The 18,052-nt window shown below is 57.4% G+C and carries 18 protein-coding genes; 10 read left to right on the plus strand and 8 right to left on the minus strand.

The window, feature by feature from the left end:
- The 3 genes from AC3GOJ_RS07095 to AC3GOJ_RS07105 form a co-directional block, all read right to left on the minus strand.
- On the minus strand, nt 1–517 hold a 517-nt coding region (locus AC3GOJ_RS07095), incomplete at its 3' end, for a DUF4131 domain-containing protein (RefSeq protein ID WP_488236768.1).
- 14 nt (nt 518–531) lie between these two features.
- Entirely contained in the window at nt 532–1,215 is a 684-nt protein-coding gene (locus AC3GOJ_RS07100; RefSeq protein WP_488236769.1) for an ABC transporter ATP-binding protein, read from the minus strand.
- Nucleotides 1,208–2,497 (minus strand): lipoprotein-releasing ABC transporter permease subunit, encoded by a 1,290-nt coding sequence (locus tag AC3GOJ_RS07105; RefSeq protein ID WP_488236819.1) that lies wholly within the window; start codon nt 2,495–2,497, stop codon nt 1,208–1,210. Before AC3GOJ_RS07105 ends, AC3GOJ_RS07100 begins: the two co-directional genes overlap by 8 nt.
- Nucleotides 2,498–2,609: 112 nt before the next feature.
- Between AC3GOJ_RS07105 and AC3GOJ_RS07110 the strand changes: the two genes are divergently transcribed.
- On the plus strand, nt 2,610–3,683 hold the full coding sequence (locus AC3GOJ_RS07110) for a hypothetical protein (RefSeq protein WP_488236770.1): 1,074 nt from the start codon (nt 2,610–2,612) through the stop codon (nt 3,681–3,683).
- Entirely contained in the window at nt 3,677–5,386 is a 1,710-nt protein-coding gene (gene recJ / locus AC3GOJ_RS07115) for a single-stranded-DNA-specific exonuclease RecJ (RefSeq protein WP_488236771.1), read from the plus strand. Before AC3GOJ_RS07110 ends, recJ begins: the two co-directional genes overlap by 7 nt.
- Before the next feature lie 45 nt (nt 5,387–5,431).
- Here the strand turns inward: recJ and htpG are convergent, their stop codons facing one another.
- Together htpG and greB are read right to left on the minus strand one after the other, a co-directional pair.
- Nucleotides 5,432–7,333 carry a molecular chaperone HtpG gene (gene htpG, locus AC3GOJ_RS07120; protein WP_488236772.1) on the minus strand — a complete coding sequence of 634 codons (1,902 nt, stop codon included), beginning with the start codon at nt 7,331–7,333 and terminating at the stop codon, nt 5,432–5,434.
- A 78-nt stretch (nt 7,334–7,411) separates the two neighbouring features.
- On the minus strand, nt 7,412–7,957 hold the full coding sequence (gene greB / locus AC3GOJ_RS07125) for a transcription elongation factor GreB (protein WP_488236773.1): 546 nt from the start codon (nt 7,955–7,957) through the stop codon (nt 7,412–7,414).
- A 142-nt stretch (nt 7,958–8,099) separates the two neighbouring features.
- On the opposite strand from greB, the gene fabI reads away from it, so the two are divergent.
- Both fabI and AC3GOJ_RS07135 read left to right on the plus strand, forming a co-directional pair.
- Nucleotides 8,100–8,882, plus strand: a complete 783-nt coding sequence (fabI, locus tag AC3GOJ_RS07130) for an enoyl-ACP reductase FabI (RefSeq protein WP_488236774.1) — start codon at nt 8,100–8,102, stop codon at nt 8,880–8,882.
- Nucleotides 8,883–8,902: 20 nt separating this feature from the next.
- Nucleotides 8,903–10,327 carry a bifunctional enoyl-CoA hydratase/phosphate acetyltransferase gene (locus AC3GOJ_RS07135; RefSeq protein WP_488236775.1) on the plus strand — a complete coding sequence of 475 codons (1,425 nt, stop codon included), beginning with the start codon at nt 8,903–8,905 and terminating at the stop codon, nt 10,325–10,327.
- On the opposite strand, the gene AC3GOJ_RS07140 is transcribed toward AC3GOJ_RS07135, so the two are convergent.
- The gene (locus tag AC3GOJ_RS07140; RefSeq protein ID WP_488236776.1) at nt 10,324–10,773 is read right to left on the minus strand and encodes a CBS domain-containing protein; all 450 of its coding nucleotides are present in this window, start codon (nt 10,771–10,773) and stop codon (nt 10,324–10,326) included. The genes AC3GOJ_RS07135 and AC3GOJ_RS07140 overlap by 4 nt on opposite strands.
- Before the next feature lie 19 nt (nt 10,774–10,792).
- The gene (gene fdxA / locus AC3GOJ_RS07145) at nt 10,793–11,116 is read right to left on the minus strand and encodes a ferredoxin FdxA (RefSeq protein WP_488236777.1); all 324 of its coding nucleotides are present in this window, start codon (nt 11,114–11,116) and stop codon (nt 10,793–10,795) included.
- A 148-nt stretch (nt 11,117–11,264) separates the two neighbouring features.
- On the opposite strand from fdxA, the gene trxA reads away from it, so the two are divergent.
- From trxA to AC3GOJ_RS07165, 4 genes are all read left to right on the plus strand, one after another.
- Complete coding sequence (gene trxA, locus AC3GOJ_RS07150; protein WP_488236778.1) at nt 11,265–11,591, plus strand: thioredoxin TrxA; 327 nt, start codon at nt 11,265–11,267, stop codon at nt 11,589–11,591.
- 256 nt (nt 11,592–11,847) lie between these two features.
- A complete protein-coding gene (rho, locus tag AC3GOJ_RS07155; RefSeq protein ID WP_488236820.1) occupies nt 11,848–13,107 on the plus strand; it encodes a transcription termination factor Rho in 1,260 nt (419 codons plus the stop codon).
- Between the two features lie 111 nt (nt 13,108–13,218).
- Nucleotides 13,219–13,434, plus strand: coding sequence for a 50S ribosomal protein L31 (gene rpmE / locus AC3GOJ_RS07160; protein WP_488236779.1), 216 nt, complete (start codon nt 13,219–13,221; stop codon nt 13,432–13,434).
- Nucleotides 13,435–13,511: 77 nt separating this feature from the next.
- The gene (locus AC3GOJ_RS07165) at nt 13,512–15,224 is read left to right on the plus strand and encodes an ArnT family glycosyltransferase (protein ID WP_488236780.1); all 1,713 of its coding nucleotides are present in this window, start codon (nt 13,512–13,514) and stop codon (nt 15,222–15,224) included.
- Here the strand turns inward: AC3GOJ_RS07165 and orn are convergent.
- The gene (gene orn / locus AC3GOJ_RS07170; RefSeq protein WP_488236781.1) at nt 15,199–15,759 is read right to left on the minus strand and encodes an oligoribonuclease; all 561 of its coding nucleotides are present in this window, start codon (nt 15,757–15,759) and stop codon (nt 15,199–15,201) included. The two genes, AC3GOJ_RS07165 and orn, sit on opposite strands and share 26 nt — an antisense overlap.
- A gap of 74 nt (nt 15,760–15,833) precedes the next feature.
- Here orn and AC3GOJ_RS07175 point away from each other — a divergent pair, with 74 nt between their 5' ends.
- Both AC3GOJ_RS07175 and rsgA read left to right on the plus strand, forming a co-directional pair.
- Nucleotides 15,834–17,093 (plus strand): M48 family metallopeptidase, encoded by a 1,260-nt coding sequence (locus AC3GOJ_RS07175; protein ID WP_488236782.1) that lies wholly within the window; start codon nt 15,834–15,836, stop codon nt 17,091–17,093.
- Entirely contained in the window at nt 17,090–17,986 is an 897-nt protein-coding gene (rsgA, locus tag AC3GOJ_RS07180) for a ribosome small subunit-dependent GTPase A (protein ID WP_488236783.1), read from the plus strand. The genes AC3GOJ_RS07175 and rsgA overlap by 4 nt, the downstream gene beginning before the upstream one ends.
- The last annotated feature ends 66 nt before the right edge of the window (nt 17,987–18,052 follow it).

Below are 18,052 nucleotides of genomic sequence, written 5' to 3' on the forward strand. Positions count from 1 at the left end.
GGCGCACGGTAAAAGCCCAACGCTCGCCCGCCCTGACCGGTTGCAACCCCTGCAAGCCACTCACTGCATTGTCTTCCCCTTCGCGGGGCGACAACCAGATCGAAAGTTGTATGCGCTCCGGCACATGAAAAGGCGAATCAACCTGTTCCACCCGAAATTGAAAACGCTGGCCGCGGGGCGTGCGATCCGGCAAGGCGTCAACCACGCCGGTGATCTTAAGATTACGGCCCATGGCCGCCTCGGGCAGCGTGTCTGAAAGAACGGCCGCACTGCGCCAACAGGTATAGCTTGCGCCGGATGCCGCCGCGAACACGGCCAGAGCGAATAGGATGCGCGTACCGGATTTACCCGGGGTCGACTGTGTTGTCTGCCTGCCCAAGCACCTGAATCGCCAGAATCCGATCCCCCAGAGACTGAGACTAATAGCCAGTAACAGAGACCAGGGCCAATCCGGTATCGCCGGCAGCAACTGGCAGGACAATACCCCTGCCGCAAAGGCGATTAACGGGATGGGCACCGGGGCCGACTCAGTCAGGCCGCATCCGTCAGCACCCCATCCTGCAACCTCAGGGCGCGATCCAGCTGTGCAGCCAAGCCCGTGTCGTGCGAGACCAGCACGAAGGCCACACCGGATTCAACACTCAGTTCGCGGAACAGGGTAAATACCTGCTGCGCCGTCTGTCGATCAAGATTCCCGGTGGGTTCGTCGGCCAGCACTACGGACGGGCGACTGGCCAGGGCGCGAGCAATGGCCGTACGCTGGCGCTCACCGCCGGACAGTGCCGCCGGTGTGTGCTGCAGGCGATGACCCAGCCCGACTTTCTCTAGCCATTCCCGTGCCTCAGCATCGGCTTCGGTTTTCGGCAACCCGCGCACATAGAGCGGCATCGCCACGTTTTCAACGGCAGTAAATTCCGGCAACAGATGATGGTGCTGGTAGACAAAGCCCATGTGGCGGTTACGCCAGAGGCCCCGCTCCCTCTCCGACATGGTCAGCCAACTGCGTCCGGCAATCTGCACATCACCGGACGTGGGCTGATCCAGGCCGCCGAGCAGATGCAGAAAGGTACTTTTACCGGAGCCCGAAGCACCCACAATGGCAACAGACTCTCCGGCAGCCAGATCGAAGGAGACATCATTCAGCACGCAGACATCTTCGGCACCGGCGACATAGACCTTACCCAGGGCACGGCAGGACAGAACAGGATTACTCATGACGCAGCGCCTCCGCCGGTTGGACACGCGCTGCCCGCAAGCTGGGATACAGCGTCGCCAGCAGCGTCAGCACAAAGGCAGTGATGGAAATGGTAATCACATCGTCCCATTGGAGATCGGAGGGCAACTCGGAGATGAAGTACACCTCGCGTGACAGGAAGTGAATGCCGAACAGACGTTCAATGGCCGGCACAACGGTATCAATATTCAGGGCCAGCGCCACCCCACCGGCAACGCCGAGGCCCAGACCAATCAGGCCGATCAGGGCACCCTGCACCATGAAGATCAGGGCGATGCTACCCCGGCTAGCCCCCAACGTGCGCAGGATGGCGATATCTCCCCGCTTGTCGGTCACGGCCATGACCAGCGTCGACACAATATTAAAAGCGGCAACCGCCACGATGAGGAACAGAATCAGGAACATCATGCGCTTTTCAATCTGCACGGCCCGGAAGAAGTTGGCGTGCTTACGGCTCCAGTCGATGAGATACGCCGGTTCACTGAGTTCAGGTGCAATGGCCCGCGCAATCTGCGGTGCCTTAAAGGGATCATCCACCTTCAGGCGGACGCCCGTCACGGTTTGCCCCAGGCGGAATAGCACCTGCGCATCCTGCAGATCAATCAGCGCCAGACCACTGTCGTACTCGAACATGCCAAATTCGAAAACACCACTGATCTCGAAACTCTTGATTCGCGGAATCACCCCCGCTGGGGTCACCACGCCTTCGGGCGCGATGACGGTCACCCGATCACCCACGGTCACCCCCAGTGCACGCGCCAGATCACTGCCCAGTACGATGCGGAAGGCGCCCGGCTGCAAGCTATCCAGTGTGCCGGACTTCATGTGGGTATTGAAGTCGGCAACCGTGTTTTCCTGTTGCGGATCAATGCCGCGGATCACAGCACCGCGCACCCCGCTACCGGGGAATACCGGGCCATCACCCGCTTCCTGGCTACGGCCGTTCAGCATGACCTGACCCTGCACATACGGCGCGGTAGCCAGTACCTGCGGCACGGTGCGGGCCTGCGTCGCCACCTGTTGCCAGTTCTGGAGGGCGCCATCCATACCGACCACTTCGATATGCGAAGTAACGCCGAGAATGCGTGAGCGTAACTCTTTCTGGAAGCCGTTCATAACCGACAGCACGACAATCAGCGCGGCCACCCCGAGCGCAATGCCGACCATCGAGAGGCCGGAGATAAAGGAGATAAAACGGTTGTCCTGGCCAATCTGCCGGCGACTGCGGACATAGCGTAATCCGATGAGTAACTGAAAAGGTATTTTCACAATCCGATGCGCACAGAGCACAAAAAATGCATAAGACCGCTATGCTACACTCGATTCAAGAACTATTCTGGATCGCTTCACACAGCCTGATCAACAACCGCGCGCCATGCTACTGACCCTTTTCGTACCGGATCTGCTCTGGCCGGACCATGACAACACCGGCGCTTTCAACTTCGAATACCAACAAACGCTGGCCCAGATATTCCGTCTGGCGACCCACCAATCTACGCCGCTTTCTCCGACAGACTCCTGGCAAAGCCTACTGGCAGCTCAATTCGGTTTAGTTGACCCTGGCGCGCCACTGGCCGCCTGCCGCCTGCTGGGAGAATCGCACGACCCCGGCACTGTTGATGATCGCCTGCTTCTGTGTGCTGATCCAGTCAATCTGGATTTTGTGCAACAGTATCTGGTCCTGAGCGATCTTGAACAGATAAGGCCTTCCGCTGACGAAACCCGGGCACTGATCCAGAGCCTGAACGAAGAATTTGCCGACGAAGGACGCTTTTTCCCGAGCCCCAACGAGTCTGGTAACCGTCACTGGTATTTTGAGCCTGCTCTATCCACGGAAAACCTGCCGAATCTTGCCGCTTGCAGCCGCGTCCTGGGCCGGCGTATTGACGCCGACGAATCTCGCCAATTACTGGGTCGTGATGGTTTACGCTGGATCAACCGCATTCAAATGTGCCTGAGCCAGCATCCCGTCAATCTGGATCGCGACCTGCGCGGCTTACCTGTCATTAACAGTGTCTGGCCGTGGGGCCTGGGAGGTTTGCCGACAAACATGCCGGAAACTTCCCGATTTGAACGCGCCATCGGTCAGGATGCACTGCTTGAGGGACTATGTAGTCTTACCCATACGCCTTATAACCCGAAAACTGGAGATACGGCGACCTCGTCGTTGATCCTGAATACGGCGCTCACACACGCCGTTGCCAGTGATGATCTGAACACCTGGCAAGCAGAGGTGCAGCAGCTCATCGAGACATGGCTGACACCGGCACTGAACCAGTTACGTGATGGCACGCTGGCACAGCTCAGGCTGATGACCACAAGCGAACTCGCGACCCATTGCTGGTCGCTCGACAGACACCACAAGGGACTGCATCCAAATCTGTGGCAACGACTTCTGGGTCGCCAGACTCCGCAGCCGGATCTAGCGACACTGATTCAATCATGGTGATGCTCAAGCAGCGCGCCTGGTCGGAGCGCACCGCCTGGCAACTGGAACAGGGCGGCGTTCATCCCCTACTCGCCCGACTCTATGCGGCACGCGGCATTAGCCAGACGGCGCACATCAGTACGCAGATGGCCGATCTGCTCCCACCCGGTGGCCTCAAGGGGATGGATGCCGCGGCCCGCATTCTGGCTGACGCCATCATGCAGGGCCAGCGGATCTGTATTGTGGCCGACTACGATGCCGATGGCGCCACCGCCTGTGCTGTTGCGGTGAAAGGTTTGCGCATGCTTGGCCTGGCTCCGGAACGTCTGACTTATTTTGTGCCAGACCGTTTCAAGCTCGGCTACGGCCTCACACCGGCCATCGTGGACCTGGTTGCTCAAGCACCAGGCACCGCACCGGATGTATTAATGACCGTTGATAACGGCATCGCCAGTATTGACGGTGTATCACGTGCCAAAGCACTGGGCATGCAGGTGGTGATTACCGATCACCATTTACCGGGCGCGACACTGCCCGATGCCGATGCGATTGTGAACCCCAATCAACCGGGCTGTGATTTTGCATCAAAGAATCTGGCGGGTGTGGGTGTCATGCTCTACGTGCTGATGGGGCTGCGTCAGGTATTACGTCAACGCGGCTGGGCAGAGGCCGAGCAGGCCAATCTGGGCATCCTGCTTGATCTGGTGGCCCTGGGCACCATTGCCGACGTGGTGGTGCTGGATCGCAACAACCGGATTCTGGTCGCCAACGGCCTGCAGCGAATTCGTCAGCGCCGTTGCTGTGCCGGCATTCTGGCGCTCTACGCCGTAGCCGGTAAACAACCGGATCGGGCGCAAGCCAGCGACCTGGGTTTTCTGCTCGGCCCGCGCCTCAATGCGGCCGGCCGTATGGACGACATGCGTATCGGCATTCGCTGTCTGCTCGCCGAGGAGATTGGCGAGGCACTGCACCTCGCCAAGGAACTGGACAAGCTCAATCTGGCACGCCGCTCGGTGGAAGATCAGATGAAGACTGATGCAGCGCGTATTCTGGGGCAACTGGATATTGCCAATACGGCGGGTATCAGCCTGTACAACCCGCACTGGCACGGGGGCGTGGTCGGCATTCTGGCCGGACGCATCAAGGAACAGATGCACCGTCCGACCATTGTGTTTGCCGGCGATGGGAGCGGTCAGATCAAGGGCTCCGGCCGTTCGATTCCCGGCCTGCATCTGCGCGACGCCCTGGATCACCTGACCAAACAGTACCCGGAGCTGATTCTTAAATTCGGCGGCCATGCCATGGCTGCCGGACTCACGATCCGTGAAAGCGATTTCAGCCTCTTTCAGCAGGCGTTTGACGACCTGGTGGATCAACTTCTGCCGATGGAGGCCCGGAGTCATAGCCTGGCGATTGATGGCCCGTTAGTCGACAGTGAGCTGACCCTGAATACCGCCCGCCTGCTATCGGAGGAGATCTGGGGCCAGGGTTTTCCGGCACCCATCTTTGCCAATAGTTTCAGGATTCTGGAGTCGCGTCTACTCCAGGACAAGCATCTGAAACTAACGCTGGGTTGTGGGCAAAGCCGGATGGATGCCATCCGCTTTAACGACACCACGATCCCCGATGAACAGGACACACTCGCCTACGCGCTGGAAATCAATCATTACAACGGGGTGGATCGCCCGCAGTTAAGGATTGAGGCAATTTGCCCCGCACCATGAACAACGCCACCCGCAGGTGGCATAGTTCAAAGCTTTAAGCCAATATCAACCGAGCATCAGACGATTGATCTTGCGGACAAAGCCGGCCGGATCATCGATCTGCCCGCCTTCGGCCAGCAAGGCCTCATCAAACAGCACCGACGCGTAGTCATCAAAGTGGCCGCCCTCGTTGGGAAGCAACTCCATCTTCTTGAGCATCGGGTGTTGCGGGTTAATCTCCAGAATCGGTTTGATGTCCGGCGCACTCTGTCCCATCATCTTCAGCATACGCTGCAGGTTGGCACCCGGATCCTGCTCGTCGGCTACCAGACAGGCCGGTGAATCCGTCAGACGATGCGTCACACGCACGTCCTTGAGCCTGGACTCCAGCGATTTCTTGAGGCGCTCGACCAGATCTTTGGCCGACGACTCGGCTTCGGCACGGGCCTGCTTTTCGCTGGCGTCTTCCAGGTCGCCCAGATCCAGGCCACCCTTGGCCACGGACTGCAGTGCCTTGCCGTCAAAGTCACGCAGATGACTGACCAGCCATTCGTCCACACGATCTGACAGCAGCAGCACTTCAATGCCCTTCTTGCGGAAAATTTCCAGATGTGGGCTATTTTTGGCGCCCTGGAAGGTCTCGGCCGTGACGTAGTAAATCTTGTCTTGACCCGGCTTCATGCGCGAGACGTATTCTGTTAGCGACACGCTTTGTTCGGGGCTATCGGTGCTGGTGGTGGCAAAGCGCAATAGCTTGGCAATGCGTGCCTGGTTGGCATGGTCTTCACCAACGCCTTCTTTGAGCAGCTGACCGAACTGGTTCCAGAAGGTGGTGTACTTCTCCGCCTGGTTGTCGGCCAGGTCTTCCAGCAAGCCGAGGATGCGCTTGGTACAACCGGAACGGATCTGTTCGATGTCCTTGCTTTCCTGCAGGATTTCACGCGACACGTTGAGCGGCAAATCGGCCACATCGACCACGCCGCGCACAAAGCGCATATAGGTGGGCATCAGCTGTTCGGCATCGTCCATGATGAAGACGCGCTTCACATACAGCTTGATGCCATGACGGGCGCTACGGTCCCACAGATCAAACGGCGCTTGTGCCGGGATGTACAGGAGCTGTGTGTACTCCTGACGGCCTTCGACCTTGGCGTGTACCCAGGACAGCGGCTCCTGATAGTCGTGAGCGACATGCTGATAGAAGGCCTTGTATTCATCTTCGGTGACATCACTCTTGGCGCGCGCCCAGAGTGCGCTGGCCTGGTTAACGGTTTCTTCTTCACCCGTGGCCTTCATAGCCTTAGTCTCTTCATCCCAACTTTCCTTGGCCATGCGAATCGGCAAGGCAATGTGGTCCGAGTACTTGCGCAGAATTTCACGGATTTTCCAGCCGTTAATCAGGTCTTCCTGCTCGGCACGCAGATGCAGAATCACTTCGGTACCGCGGGCCGGATGATCGATGTCAGCAACCGTGTAATCACCCTCGCCGCTGGACACCCATTCCACCCCTTGATTGGCGGCGGCGCCGGCTTTACGGCTGCGGACGGTGACCTTGTCGGCGACGATGAAGGAGGAATAGAAGCCCACACCGAACTGACCAATCAGGTTGGCATCTTTCTGGTCATCCCCGGTCAGCGCCGAGAAAAATTCCTTGGTGCCAGATTTGGCGATGGTGCCTAGGTGGGCAATCGCTTCATCCTTGGTCATCCCGATGCCGTTATCGGCAATGGTGATGGTTTTGGCATCGGCATCAACCAGAATGCGCAGCCCCAGCTCCGGGTCGTTTTCAAACAGGGTCGGGTTGGCCAGCGCTTCGTAGCGCAGCTTGTCGCAGGCATCGGACGCATTGGAGACCAGCTCGCGCAGGAAAATCTCTTTGTTCGAGTACAGCGAATGAATCATCAGCTGCAGCAGCTGCTTGACTTCGGCCTGGAATGCTTTGGTTTCGGTTTGTGTCTGATTGGTCATGGTTTTCTGTTTTTTTGCAAAAAAAGGATCAACAAAATAAAAAGCGTTGGGAGTTAACTGGTGGCGATACCAGGAAATTCAAGTCTCGGGGTCAAAAGCCGCCATGACCAGTGATTCGTAGCGGACCTCCAGTACTTCCAGCTCGCGCGCACCCAGCGGACTGGCAAAACGGGCGACATCGCCCTCGCGTAATTTGAGCAAGGCCCGCGCCAGGGGAGATACCCAGCTAATCCAGCCCTTGGCGGGATCAGCTTCATCGATACCGACAATGCTGTAGGTGCATTCGTCACCATCTTCATCACAGACCACCACGGTTGCGCCAAAAAACACCTGATCGCGATGCTGTTGCGCCCCCGGATCCACCACATGGGCATGCTCCAGGCGCTTCATCAGAAAGCGGATCCGCCGGTCAATCTCGCGTAGTCGCTTTTTGCCGTAGAGATAATCGCCATTCTCCGAGCGATCCCCATTCGAGGCCGCCCAGGAGACAATATCAACGATTTTGGGACGCTCGGTCTTGACCAGGAACTCCAGTTCATCGCGCAGGCGACGGTGACCGCCCGGCGTCATGTAATGACGCTGCTCGGTTGTCGACGCTGCTGTTAGGGCTTCAGGAACATTCATGGACCGCATTATCCGCGAGTGGTCGACGGTCTGTCACAAAAAATTCACGCCGAATTCACGCCTTTAAACGGCTCGGCACTTGCACTTAACAACGTTGCAGCGCAACATAACAGCTATCCAATTTTGTTTTCAGGATGTCAGCATGTCCCTACACCTCTCGAACACCTCACTGCAGGGCCTGAAAGGCCTGGTTGTCGGTATCGCCAATGAACACAGCATTGCCTGGGGCTGCGCGGAAGCTTTCCGCGCTGCTGGCGCGGAACTGGCCGTCACCTATCTCAATGCCAAAGCCGAGCCGCATGTCCGTCCGCTGGCGGAAAGCGTCGATGCCACGCTCATCGAAGCTCTGGACGTGGAAAACGATGCCCAGATGGGCGCACTCTTCGAAAAAATCAGCCAAGATTGGGGACACCTGGATTTCATCCTGCATTCGATCGCCTTCGCACCGCTGGATGATCTGCATGGCCCAGTGCTGGATACGAGCCGTGAAGGCTTTGCCCGCGCCATGGATATCTCCTGCCACAGTCTGATCCGCCTGGCCCGTCATGCCGCGCCGCTTATGACTGAGGGTGGCGCGCTGCTGACCATGAGCTACGAAGGGGCCAACCGTGTTGCACCCAATTACGGCATCATGGGGCTGGCCAAAGCAGCCCTGGAATCGGCGACCCGCTCACTGGCCGCCGAACTGGGTCCGAAAAACATCTCGGTAAACGCCATTTCCCCCGGCCCCATCGCAACCCGTGCGGCCTCCGGCATTATGGATTTCGACCACCTGATGCAGGACAGCGTTGAACATGCCCCATTGCGTCGCCTGGTGACCATTGAAGAAGTGGGCGCCCTGGCCACACTACTGGCGAGTCCGGCTGGCCGTGGCATTACGGGGGATGTTATTGTGGTTGACGGTGGTCGTCATATTCTCTACTGATCTTCTGATCCGGATCCGACATGTCTCAAGCACTGAACTTCGATAAATTCTGCGGCGGTACTGTTGAAAACCATCCCTTCAGCGAACTGAAGGTGGGTGATAGTGCTGCTATTACGAAAACGGTGACCATCGACGATCTGCGGCTCTTTGCCGCAGCCACGGGTGATGCGAACCCCTCCATGCTCGACCCGGAGTTCGCAGACAGCAGTATTTATCGGGAGGTCGTTGCCCATGGCATGTGGTCCGGTGCCATGCTGGTTAATCTGCTCGGGAGTGAACTTCCCGGTCTCGGCACCATTCTCGTGGATCAGAATCTGCGCTATCTACGCCCGGTCACGGTCGGCGATACGGTCAACTTCAAGATCACGGTCGAACGCAAATATGAACGGACGCAACATGTGCTGTTCGATGCCGAAGTCACGCTGGCCAATGGTCTGCGCGCCGTCACCGGCACACTGGAAGTTCTGGCACCGAATGAAAAGATCATTCGCCAGCGTCTGTGCGTGCCTGAAGCCACGCTGTCGAATCGTGACGAGCGTTTTCAACGTTTTCTGGCCCTGGCCGATGGCATGGACCCGGTAGCCACCGCCGTCGTGCATCCCTGTGATGAAGAGTCGTTGAAAGGTGCCCTGCTCGCTGCTATGCGTGGCCTGATCTGCCCGATTCTCGTTGGCCCCGAGGCACGCATTCGTCAGCTAGCGCATGCTCTCGGTTTAGATGTCAGCGCCTACCGGATCGTGGACACACCATACAGCCAGGAATCCGCCCGCATTGCGGTTGAGCTGGTGCGTAAGGGTGAAGCAGATGCCCTGATGAAAGGTAGCCTGCATACGGATGAGTTGATGAGTGCCGTGGTGGATCGCAACACCGGCCTGCGTACGGCACGTCGACTGTCGCACGTATTCCGTATGGATGTGCAGACCTACGCCAAACCGTTGCTGATTACTGATGCGGCCATCAATATCTATCCGGATCTGATGGCCAAGGCCGATATCATCCAGAATGCGATTGAACTCGCGCATATTCTGGGCACGCCAGAACCCCGCGTGGCCATTCTGTCGGCAGTAGAAACAGTCAACCCGAAGATTCAGTCAACGCTGGATGCCGCCGCCCTGTGCAAAATGGCGGATCGTCGCCAGATTAAAGGCGGGATTCTGGACGGCCCCCTGGCTTTTGATAATGCCATCTCGCTTGAAGCCGCTCAGACCAAAGGTATCAAGTCGGCAGTGGCCGGCATGGCTGATATTCTGGTTGTGCCGGATCTCGAATCTGGCAACATGGTCGCCAAACAGCTGGAATATCTGGCCAGCGCTGTACCGGCCGGCATTGTGCTGGGTGCCCGTGTGCCGATTATTCTGACATCGCGGGCCGACAATGCCGAAACCCGTATGGCCTCGTGTGTGCTGGCGGTGCTGATCGCCAATGCCAATCGACTGAAAATCTAATCGTTGGCGTCTTCCGACGGCCAGTTCTTGATGAAATTTTTGAGCATGCGGTTCTCGAAACCCTGCTCATCCAGAACGGCTTTAGCCACGTCCATGAACGAGACCACGCCCATCAGGACTTTGCCATCCATCACCGGTACGTAACGCTGGTGATGGCTGACGAGTAACTCGCGCACAGCTTCGATCGGCATGTCCGGGCGTGCCACCACCGGGTTGTGCACTTTGAAATCAGCCACCGAGAGGGCCGATAGATCGCCTTTGGTTCTGGCCACGGCCTGCAGTACTTCGCGGAAGGTGACCAGGCCGGTCATCTCACCGCCATCCATCACCACCAGCGAACCGGCATCATGCTCGGTTAGTGCATCAATGGTTTTCGCCAGGCTGGCGCCTGAATGGGTCGTAAACAGGACATTGCCCTTGAGTTTCAGTATTTCCTTAACCAGCATGCTCTACAAATTCCTGTAATTAGCGTTCCAGATCAGCCAGTTTACCGGCCTGACCATTAAATGTGTCCGCATCCGGCAGCGGATCCTTGCGTTCGGAAATCACCGGCCAGTTTTTAGCCAGTTCGGCATTCAGTGCAATAAAGCTTTCCTGCCCTGCCGGGACGTCATCTTCGGCATAAATGGCTTCTGCCGGGCATTCAGCCACACACAGGGTGCAATCAATACACTCGTCCGGGTCGATGACCAGGAAGTTGGGGCCTTCATGGAAGCAGTCCACGGGGCATACATCCACGCAATCGGTGTATTTACACTTGATGCAGTTATCCGTAACAACGTACGTCATGATTTCCTCGAGATTGAATAACTTTCAGTTCGACATCTTGCCCATTATGCCGTCTTGCGGCAAACTGCGCACGTCTGTCTTGTGTCGTTGCGCACAAACAGGCATATTACGGATTCCTTATTCACTTATTCCTTTGAGGCAATGCGCTATGAGCGAACATATTGTCCACGTATCTGACAGTTCTTTCGCCGACGATGTGATCAACTCGTCTGAACCCGTCCTGCTCGACTTCTGGGCCGAATGGTGTGGTCCCTGCAAAATGATCGCTCCGATTCTGGACGATATCGCCAAGGAATACGCCGGCAAAGTTAAAGTCGCCAAGATCAATATTGATGAAAACCAGCAGACGCCAGCCCAGTTTGGCGTACGTGGTATTCCGACGCTGATGCTGTTCAAGAACGGCTCGGTCGAAGCCACCAAGGTGGGTGCGCTCTCCAAATCGCAGCTGGTTGCCTTCCTGGACGGCCACCTGTAAGATTTAATGGGTGGAATGCGTATGCGTTCCACCCCGCTTCACCTGCAGCACCCGCGTTATCTGTTCTACCCTAGCCAGACCCGTTCTAAATCTGACGGAGCAACTCCGGCCAGACTGCGATTGAACCGACGTATGTGTCGTTGACGTCAATTGCGTGCCGCTTGCCTACAAGCGCCTCTCTTCCGCTCACAAGCATTTTGCACTCTCACTGTGCGCCACTGTGACTGAAGATCCCTCTTTCCTGCACCTCATTTCTATGCATCTTTCCGAACTCAAGTCAAAGCATGTCAGCCATCTGATTGATACGGCCACCACGGCAGGTATCGAACACGCCAACCGCCTGCGCAAGCAGGAGTTGATTTTTGCCATTCTCAAGGAACACGCCAAATCCGGCGAAACGATCTGGGGTGACGGATGCCTGGAAGTGATGCAGGAAGGCTACGGTTTTCTGCGTTCTCCAGAGTCTTCGTACCTGGCCAGCTCGGACGACATCTACGTCTCCCCGTCGCAAATGCGCCGCTACAACCTGCGCGCCGGTGATACTGTGGAAGGCGAAATCCGCATGCCGCGTGAAGGTGAGCGTTATTTTGCCCTGACCAAGGTCGACCGCATCAACGGCGAAGCGCCGGATGCCTGCAAGAACAAGATCCTGTTTGAAAACCTGACACCGCTGCATCCGAACCAGCCACTGCGTCTGGAACGCGACAGCAAGACCGAAGAAAACCTGACCTCGCGCATCATCGACATGGTGGCGCCCATCGGCAAAGGCCAGCGCGGTCTGCTGGTCGCCTCGCCCAAGTCGGGTAAGACGGTCATGCTGCAGAATATTGCGCACGCCATTACCGCCAGCCACCCGGATGTGGTGCTGATTGTGCTGCTGATTGACGAACGCCCGGAAGAAGTGACCGAAATGCAGCGCTCCGTGCGCGGCGAAGTGATTGCGTCCACCTTCGACGAACCCCCGGTACGTCACGTCCAAGTGGCGGAAATGGTCATTGAAAAGGCCAAGCGCCTGGTCGAACACAAAAAAGATGTGGTCATTCTGCTCGACTCGATTACCCGCCTCGCCCGTGCCTACAACACCGTGCAGCCGGCCTCTGGCAAGGTACTGTCGGGCGGTGTCGATGCCAACGCGCTGCAAAAGCCGAAGCGCTTCTTCGGTGCAGCCCGTAATATCGAGGAAGGTGGCTCCCTGACCATCATCGCCACGGCACTGATCGACACTGGCAGCCGTATGGACGATGTGATCTACGAAGAGTTCAAGGGCACCGGCAACATGGAGATCCATCTGGATCGCAAGATGTCGGAAAAACGTCTGTATCCGTCGATCAACGTTAACCGCTCGGGTACCCGTCGCGAAGAACTGCTCATTCCGCAGGAAATCCTGCAGAAGATCTGGGTGCTGCGTAAACTGCTCTATCCGATGGACGACCTCGAGGCTATGGAGTTCCTGCTCGACAAGGTGCGCGCCACCAAGAACAACGCCGAATTCTTCGACGCCATGCGCCGTGGCTAAGCCCTGTTATTCAAAGCCATTGCAATCGATTGAAAATTCAGCGATAATTAAAAGCTTAAGTGATCCCGCCACAATCGCCGGATCGGTGTAACTCAACTAGGATTCTTACAAATGAAGTCTGGCATCCACCCCGAATACAAAGATATCGAAGTCACCTGCTCCTGTGGTGAGAAGTTCACGACCAAATCGACCATGAACAAGGCGTTGAACATTGAAGTTTGCTCGAACTGCCACCCGTTCTACACGGGCAAGCAGAAGATCGTCGATACCGCTGGTCGCGTTGAGAAGTTCCGTCAGAAGTTTGGCGGCCTGCGCAAGTCTGCCTAAGACCGTTGCACGGTGCAAACCGCTTAAAGGGCAGCCTAGGCTGCCCTTTTGCTTTATTGGCCACATGATTCACTACTATGTCTTTCCTTGATCTGAGACCTACTCCGCCCACGGCCCAGCATGACGCATCGGTGCGCTGGAGCACCTACTCACGGCAACCCTTGCTGATGGGCTGGCCTGTGGCGCTCTGCCTGGCGCTGATCCTCCTGTTGCCGGGCCTATTGGGACGAGACCCCTGGCGTGGCGATGACGCAGAACATTTCGGGGTCATTCTGCAGTTGCTGCAGGGTGGTTCATGGCTGACGCCAATGTTCCAGGGCGAGGTCTGGAACCAGTCCCCGCTCTACTACTGGGTCAACGCACTGATTGCCTGGCCCTTCAGTCTGATCCTGTCACTACCGGATGCAGCACGACTGGGTAATCTGTTCTGGGTGAGCCTCACGATCTATGCGCTCTATCAGACCGCCCGAAGCACGCTCAGCAATGAGGATGCCCGCGTCCTGCCCTTCCTGGCATTGAGCGCCCCCGGGCTGATGCTCAGCGCCCACGAAACACAACCGGATCTGGCCGTCATGGCGGGGTATGCCGTCTTTTTCTGGGGCACCAGCCGTTTGTGCTTCGAGAAAGTCACACCCGGTTCGCTACTGACGGCATTAGGCATTGGCATCACCATGCTCGCGGGAGGGCTGTGTATCGCTCTGCCATTGGTGCTGGTATTGCTCGGCCTGTTCCTTGTAATACCCAAACTTCGACTGAATACACTGATTGGGCTGATGCTCGGCCTGCTTATGGGGTTTTCCTGGTTTGTCCATGCGGCCGCTTTTGCTGATACGCAGGCGGCCAATCTGGCGGATGCCTTATTTGAAGCAGTCTGGCCAGCCACCTATTGGCGCCCACTAAAAGACGTTCCAAATGCTACGCTGGGTTTTACCAAGCTACTGGCCTGGGCTACTTGGCCAGCCTGGCCTATTGCCGCATGGACCTTGTGGCGTCGCCGCCTGACCTTCTGGCGCCGTGAAACAATGGTGCCGCTGGTGGTGCTGTTGAGTGCGTTGGCCCTGGAGATCGGCGCATCGGCCATCCGCCCTTCCAAATCACTCGTCCTGCTCATGCCGATGCTGCTGCTGGCCACGGCCTCGGTGACGCATCTGCGTCGTGGTGCCGCCAACATGCTGGATGCCTTCACGCTGACCCTGTTTACCTTCACGGCCGCCTTTGTCTGGCTGGGCTGGAGCGCCATGCATTTTGGCTGGCCGGAGCACCTCTCACAGACAGTCACCCGGCTCGAACCGGGCTTCAGAACCCCGCTCACCCTGCTGGCACCGGCCCTAGCATTTCTGCTCACCATCGGTTGGTTCGTACTGATGCGCAATATTCCACGCTCTCCGGTGCGCGGCATTCAGCACTGGTTTGCCGGCATTACCCTGATCTGGGCCCTGGTGGTGGCTCTCTGGTCGCCCTGGCTGGATCACGGCATGAGCTTCAACCGCCTGGCGAGCCAGATGGGCAAGCAACTGCACAGCGCCGGCTGTATTGCGACTTACAAGGTCTCGGACGATGCCCGCGCGGCACTCGGCTATGAACTGAACCGAGCCATGCCGCGTTCGGCAATTGCTGCTGGCAAAACCTGCAACTGGTTACTGACTGAAACGCCGGGCAATCAATCCGACATCAAAACTCCCAAGAGCTGGGAAGGGGCCAATCGGATCTGGTCCGGCCACCGTCGGGGCAATCGGGCGGAACGCTACACCCTCTACTACCGGGCTACGATGGATCAATTGAAGCCCTGAGAAAGTGCTGACGGTAATAACGTAGCTCGTCGATGGATTCATGAATATCCGCGAGCGCGGTGTGCGCCCCGGTCTTGTTCACCTGGGCTGACAGATCGGGGCGCCATCGCCGGCAGAGCTCTTTGATGGTACTGACATCCAGATTGCGATAATGAAACCAGTTGATCAGTTCCGGCATATAGCGCGCCATAAAGCGGCGATCCTGACAGATCGAATTGCCACACATCGGGCTTACGCCTTTAGGGAGCCAGGTTTGTATGAACTCAATCGCAGCGAGCTCAACCGCTCGCATATCCTGAGCCGATTCACGAACACGCCGGGTCAGCCCCGATGCACCATGGGTTTTCGTATTCCAGTCATCCATGCCATCCAGAATGACATCCGGCTGATGGACGGCCCAGGAAGGCGACTCGGCAACAACATTCAGATCGGCATCAGTCACCACCATGGCCAGTTCCAGAATCGTGTCCGAATCCGGGTTGAGACCCGTCATTTCCATATCCAGCCAAACAAGACGACGCTGATCCACAGTCATATCTGCCCACCACTTTGCCCGATGCTTTAAGATGCGACATTGTGTCATAGTCATCTGCCATTAATCACGAACTCATGCCTGATATTTCCCTCCTGTTCGTCACCCTGGTTGCCGTTAATTTCTGCGTCAAACTATGGCTTAACCAACGCCAAATAAATAATGTCACGAAATACCAGACCCAGGTTCCTGCTGCGTTTGATGATGTCATCAGCCTGGACGTACACCAGAAGGCCGCGAACTACACTCGGACCAAAATGCGCCTTGCCCAATGTCACCTGATCATCGATACCCTATGGTTATTGGTACTCACTCTGGGCGGTGGGATTAATTTGCTCTACGGGTTGGCCACCCGGCTTGGCGGCATCGACAATCCTCTCCTGACGGGCCTGATATTTCTGCTGGGCCTCGGTGTCCTGTCGAGCCTCGTCGACCTGCCATTAACCCTCTATCGCCAATTCCATGTAGAGGAACGCTTTGGCTTTAATCGCATGACGCCGCGACTGTTCGTGACAGATCTGCTGCGCAACGCGCTGGTCAGCCTGATCATTGCCCTACCCCTGCTCTCGCTGATCCTATGGCTGCTGGGTCTGGCCACCCCGCTCAGTTGGCTCTGGGCGTGGCTGGGCTGGATGGTCTTCAATGCACTCCTGCTCTTTATCTACCCGGTGCTCATTGCCCCCTTGTTCAACAAATTTACGCCCATGCCCGACAGCCCGCACAAAGCCAGGCTGGATACCTTATTGCAGCGCTGCGGCTTCAATGCTGCCGGCCTTTTTGTGATGGATGGTTCGAAGCGTTCTGCCCACGCCAACGCCTACTTCACCGGCTTTGGCCAAAACCGCCGCATCGTCCTGTTCGACACCCTGATCACAAAGCTAACACCTGAACAACTGGAGGCCGTGCTCGCGCACGAAATCGGTCACTATCAGTGCAAACATTTACAAAAGCGGCTGATCCTCATGGCGGGTGTCTCACTGGTTTTACTCTGGCTGCTGTTCCAGCTCCTGCATGCACCGTGGTTTTACAGTGGCCTCGGTGTCGGTGCGGCCAATCCGGCCACCGCACTGGCGCTCTTCAGCCTCGTTATGCCGCTGTGCCTGCTCCCGCTTACCCCACTGAGCAATGCCCTTTCGCGCAAACACGAATACGAAGCCGATGCCTATGCCGCACAACATAGTAGCGCGCAGGAACTGATCCATGCGCTGATCACCATGTATCGGGAAAATGCGGCGACCCTGACACCCGACGCGTTATATTCGCTGTTTCACGACAGCCACCCACCGGCCACATTGCGCATCGACCACCTCTCCGCGCAATCGGCAAAGCACGCATGAGTCTCCCCTTCAGCGCCCGCATCATTGCCAGCCATGGGCGTCACTACGTGGCGCGGGATGACGCCGGTCAGCTATGGCACTGCATTGCCCGCGGCAAAAAGCATGAGATCGCCGTCAACGACCGGGTGCAACTCACCGACCTGGGCAACTCCGGTGATGTGACCCAACCCCAGGCCGTTATTGAAAATATCGAGCCACGCCGGAATCTGTTTCGCCGTTCGGATCAGTTCAAGGACAAGGCCATCGCCGCCAATGTCGATCAAGTGTGGTTTGTGGTGGCCACGGAACCTTCCTTTGATCCGGAGTTGCTCTCCCGTTGTCAGGTAGCCTGTGCTGCTGAGGGCATCGAGTTCCAGATCATCCTCAACAAGGCCGATCTCAAAGACCTGTTGCCGCGCGCCGAAGGGCTCATCGCACCCTTTACTGATATCGGTTTAGCCGTCATTCGCACCTCCACACTCGATGATCAGGGCGTGGCAGAACTTCGTCAGAAACTCGTCGATCACTCGGTCGTGCTCACGGGTCAATCCGGCATGGGTAAATCATCGCTGATCAATACGCTGGTGCCTGACGCCAAAGCCACCATCGGGGATATCTCCCGTTTTCTCGATACCGGTCGTCACACCACGACGACCGTACAGGCCTATCAACAGGGTCCGGCGACGACGGTGATTGATGTTCCCGGCCTACAGGTGTTCGGGCTCTCACATCTCGACGATGAGGCTATCCTGCTTGCCTTCCCGGAGTTTCGCCCGCACCTGGGCGACTGCCGCTTCCGCGATTGTCGGCACGACAAAGACCCGGGCTGCGCCCTCCAGGCGGCTGTTTCCGCCGGCACGGCAACAGAGACCCGATTGCACCTTCTGCGCCGGCTCCTCACCGAAAACAAATAGTCTCGGCAACAACCCCAGACATAAAAAAAACCGCCCCGGAGGGCGGTTTTGATAACGCGACTGATA

The sequence above is a fragment of the Fluviibacter sp. genome, assembly GCF_057744235.1.

What these genes read in the sequence shown, in the direction of transcription:
- AC3GOJ_RS07100 (WP_488236769.1), bottom strand. Translation starts at nt 1,215, where the DNA reads ATGAGTAATCCTGTTCTGTCCTGCCGTGCCCTGGGTAAGGTCTATGTC.
- AC3GOJ_RS07110 (WP_488236770.1), top strand. Translation starts at nt 2,610, where the DNA reads ATGCTACTGACCCTTTTCGTACCGGATCTGCTCTGGCCGGACCATGAC.
- recJ (WP_488236771.1), top strand. Translation starts at nt 3,677, where the DNA reads ATGGTGATGCTCAAGCAGCGCGCCTGGTCGGAGCGCACCGCCTGGCAA.
- htpG (WP_488236772.1), bottom strand. Translation starts at nt 7,333, where the DNA reads ATGACCAATCAGACACAAACCGAAACCAAAGCATTCCAGGCCGAAGTC.
- greB (WP_488236773.1), bottom strand. Translation starts at nt 7,957, where the DNA reads ATGAATGTTCCTGAAGCCCTAACAGCAGCGTCGACAACCGAGCAGCGT.
- fabI (WP_488236774.1), top strand. Translation starts at nt 8,100, where the DNA reads ATGTCCCTACACCTCTCGAACACCTCACTGCAGGGCCTGAAAGGCCTG.
- AC3GOJ_RS07135 (WP_488236775.1), top strand. Translation starts at nt 8,903, where the DNA reads ATGTCTCAAGCACTGAACTTCGATAAATTCTGCGGCGGTACTGTTGAA.
- AC3GOJ_RS07140 (WP_488236776.1), bottom strand. Translation starts at nt 10,773, where the DNA reads ATGCTGGTTAAGGAAATACTGAAACTCAAGGGCAATGTCCTGTTTACG.
- fdxA (WP_488236777.1), bottom strand. Translation starts at nt 11,116, where the DNA reads ATGACGTACGTTGTTACGGATAACTGCATCAAGTGTAAATACACCGAT.
- trxA (WP_488236778.1), top strand. Translation starts at nt 11,265, where the DNA reads ATGAGCGAACATATTGTCCACGTATCTGACAGTTCTTTCGCCGACGAT.
- rho (WP_488236820.1), top strand. Translation starts at nt 11,848, where the DNA reads ATGCATCTTTCCGAACTCAAGTCAAAGCATGTCAGCCATCTGATTGAT.
- rpmE (WP_488236779.1), top strand. Translation starts at nt 13,219, where the DNA reads ATGAAGTCTGGCATCCACCCCGAATACAAAGATATCGAAGTCACCTGC.
- AC3GOJ_RS07165 (WP_488236780.1), top strand. Translation starts at nt 13,512, where the DNA reads ATGTCTTTCCTTGATCTGAGACCTACTCCGCCCACGGCCCAGCATGAC.
- orn (WP_488236781.1), bottom strand. Translation starts at nt 15,759, where the DNA reads ATGACTGTGGATCAGCGTCGTCTTGTTTGGCTGGATATGGAAATGACG.
- AC3GOJ_RS07175 (WP_488236782.1), top strand. Translation starts at nt 15,834, where the DNA reads ATGCCTGATATTTCCCTCCTGTTCGTCACCCTGGTTGCCGTTAATTTC.
- rsgA (WP_488236783.1), top strand. Translation starts at nt 17,090, where the DNA reads ATGAGTCTCCCCTTCAGCGCCCGCATCATTGCCAGCCATGGGCGTCAC.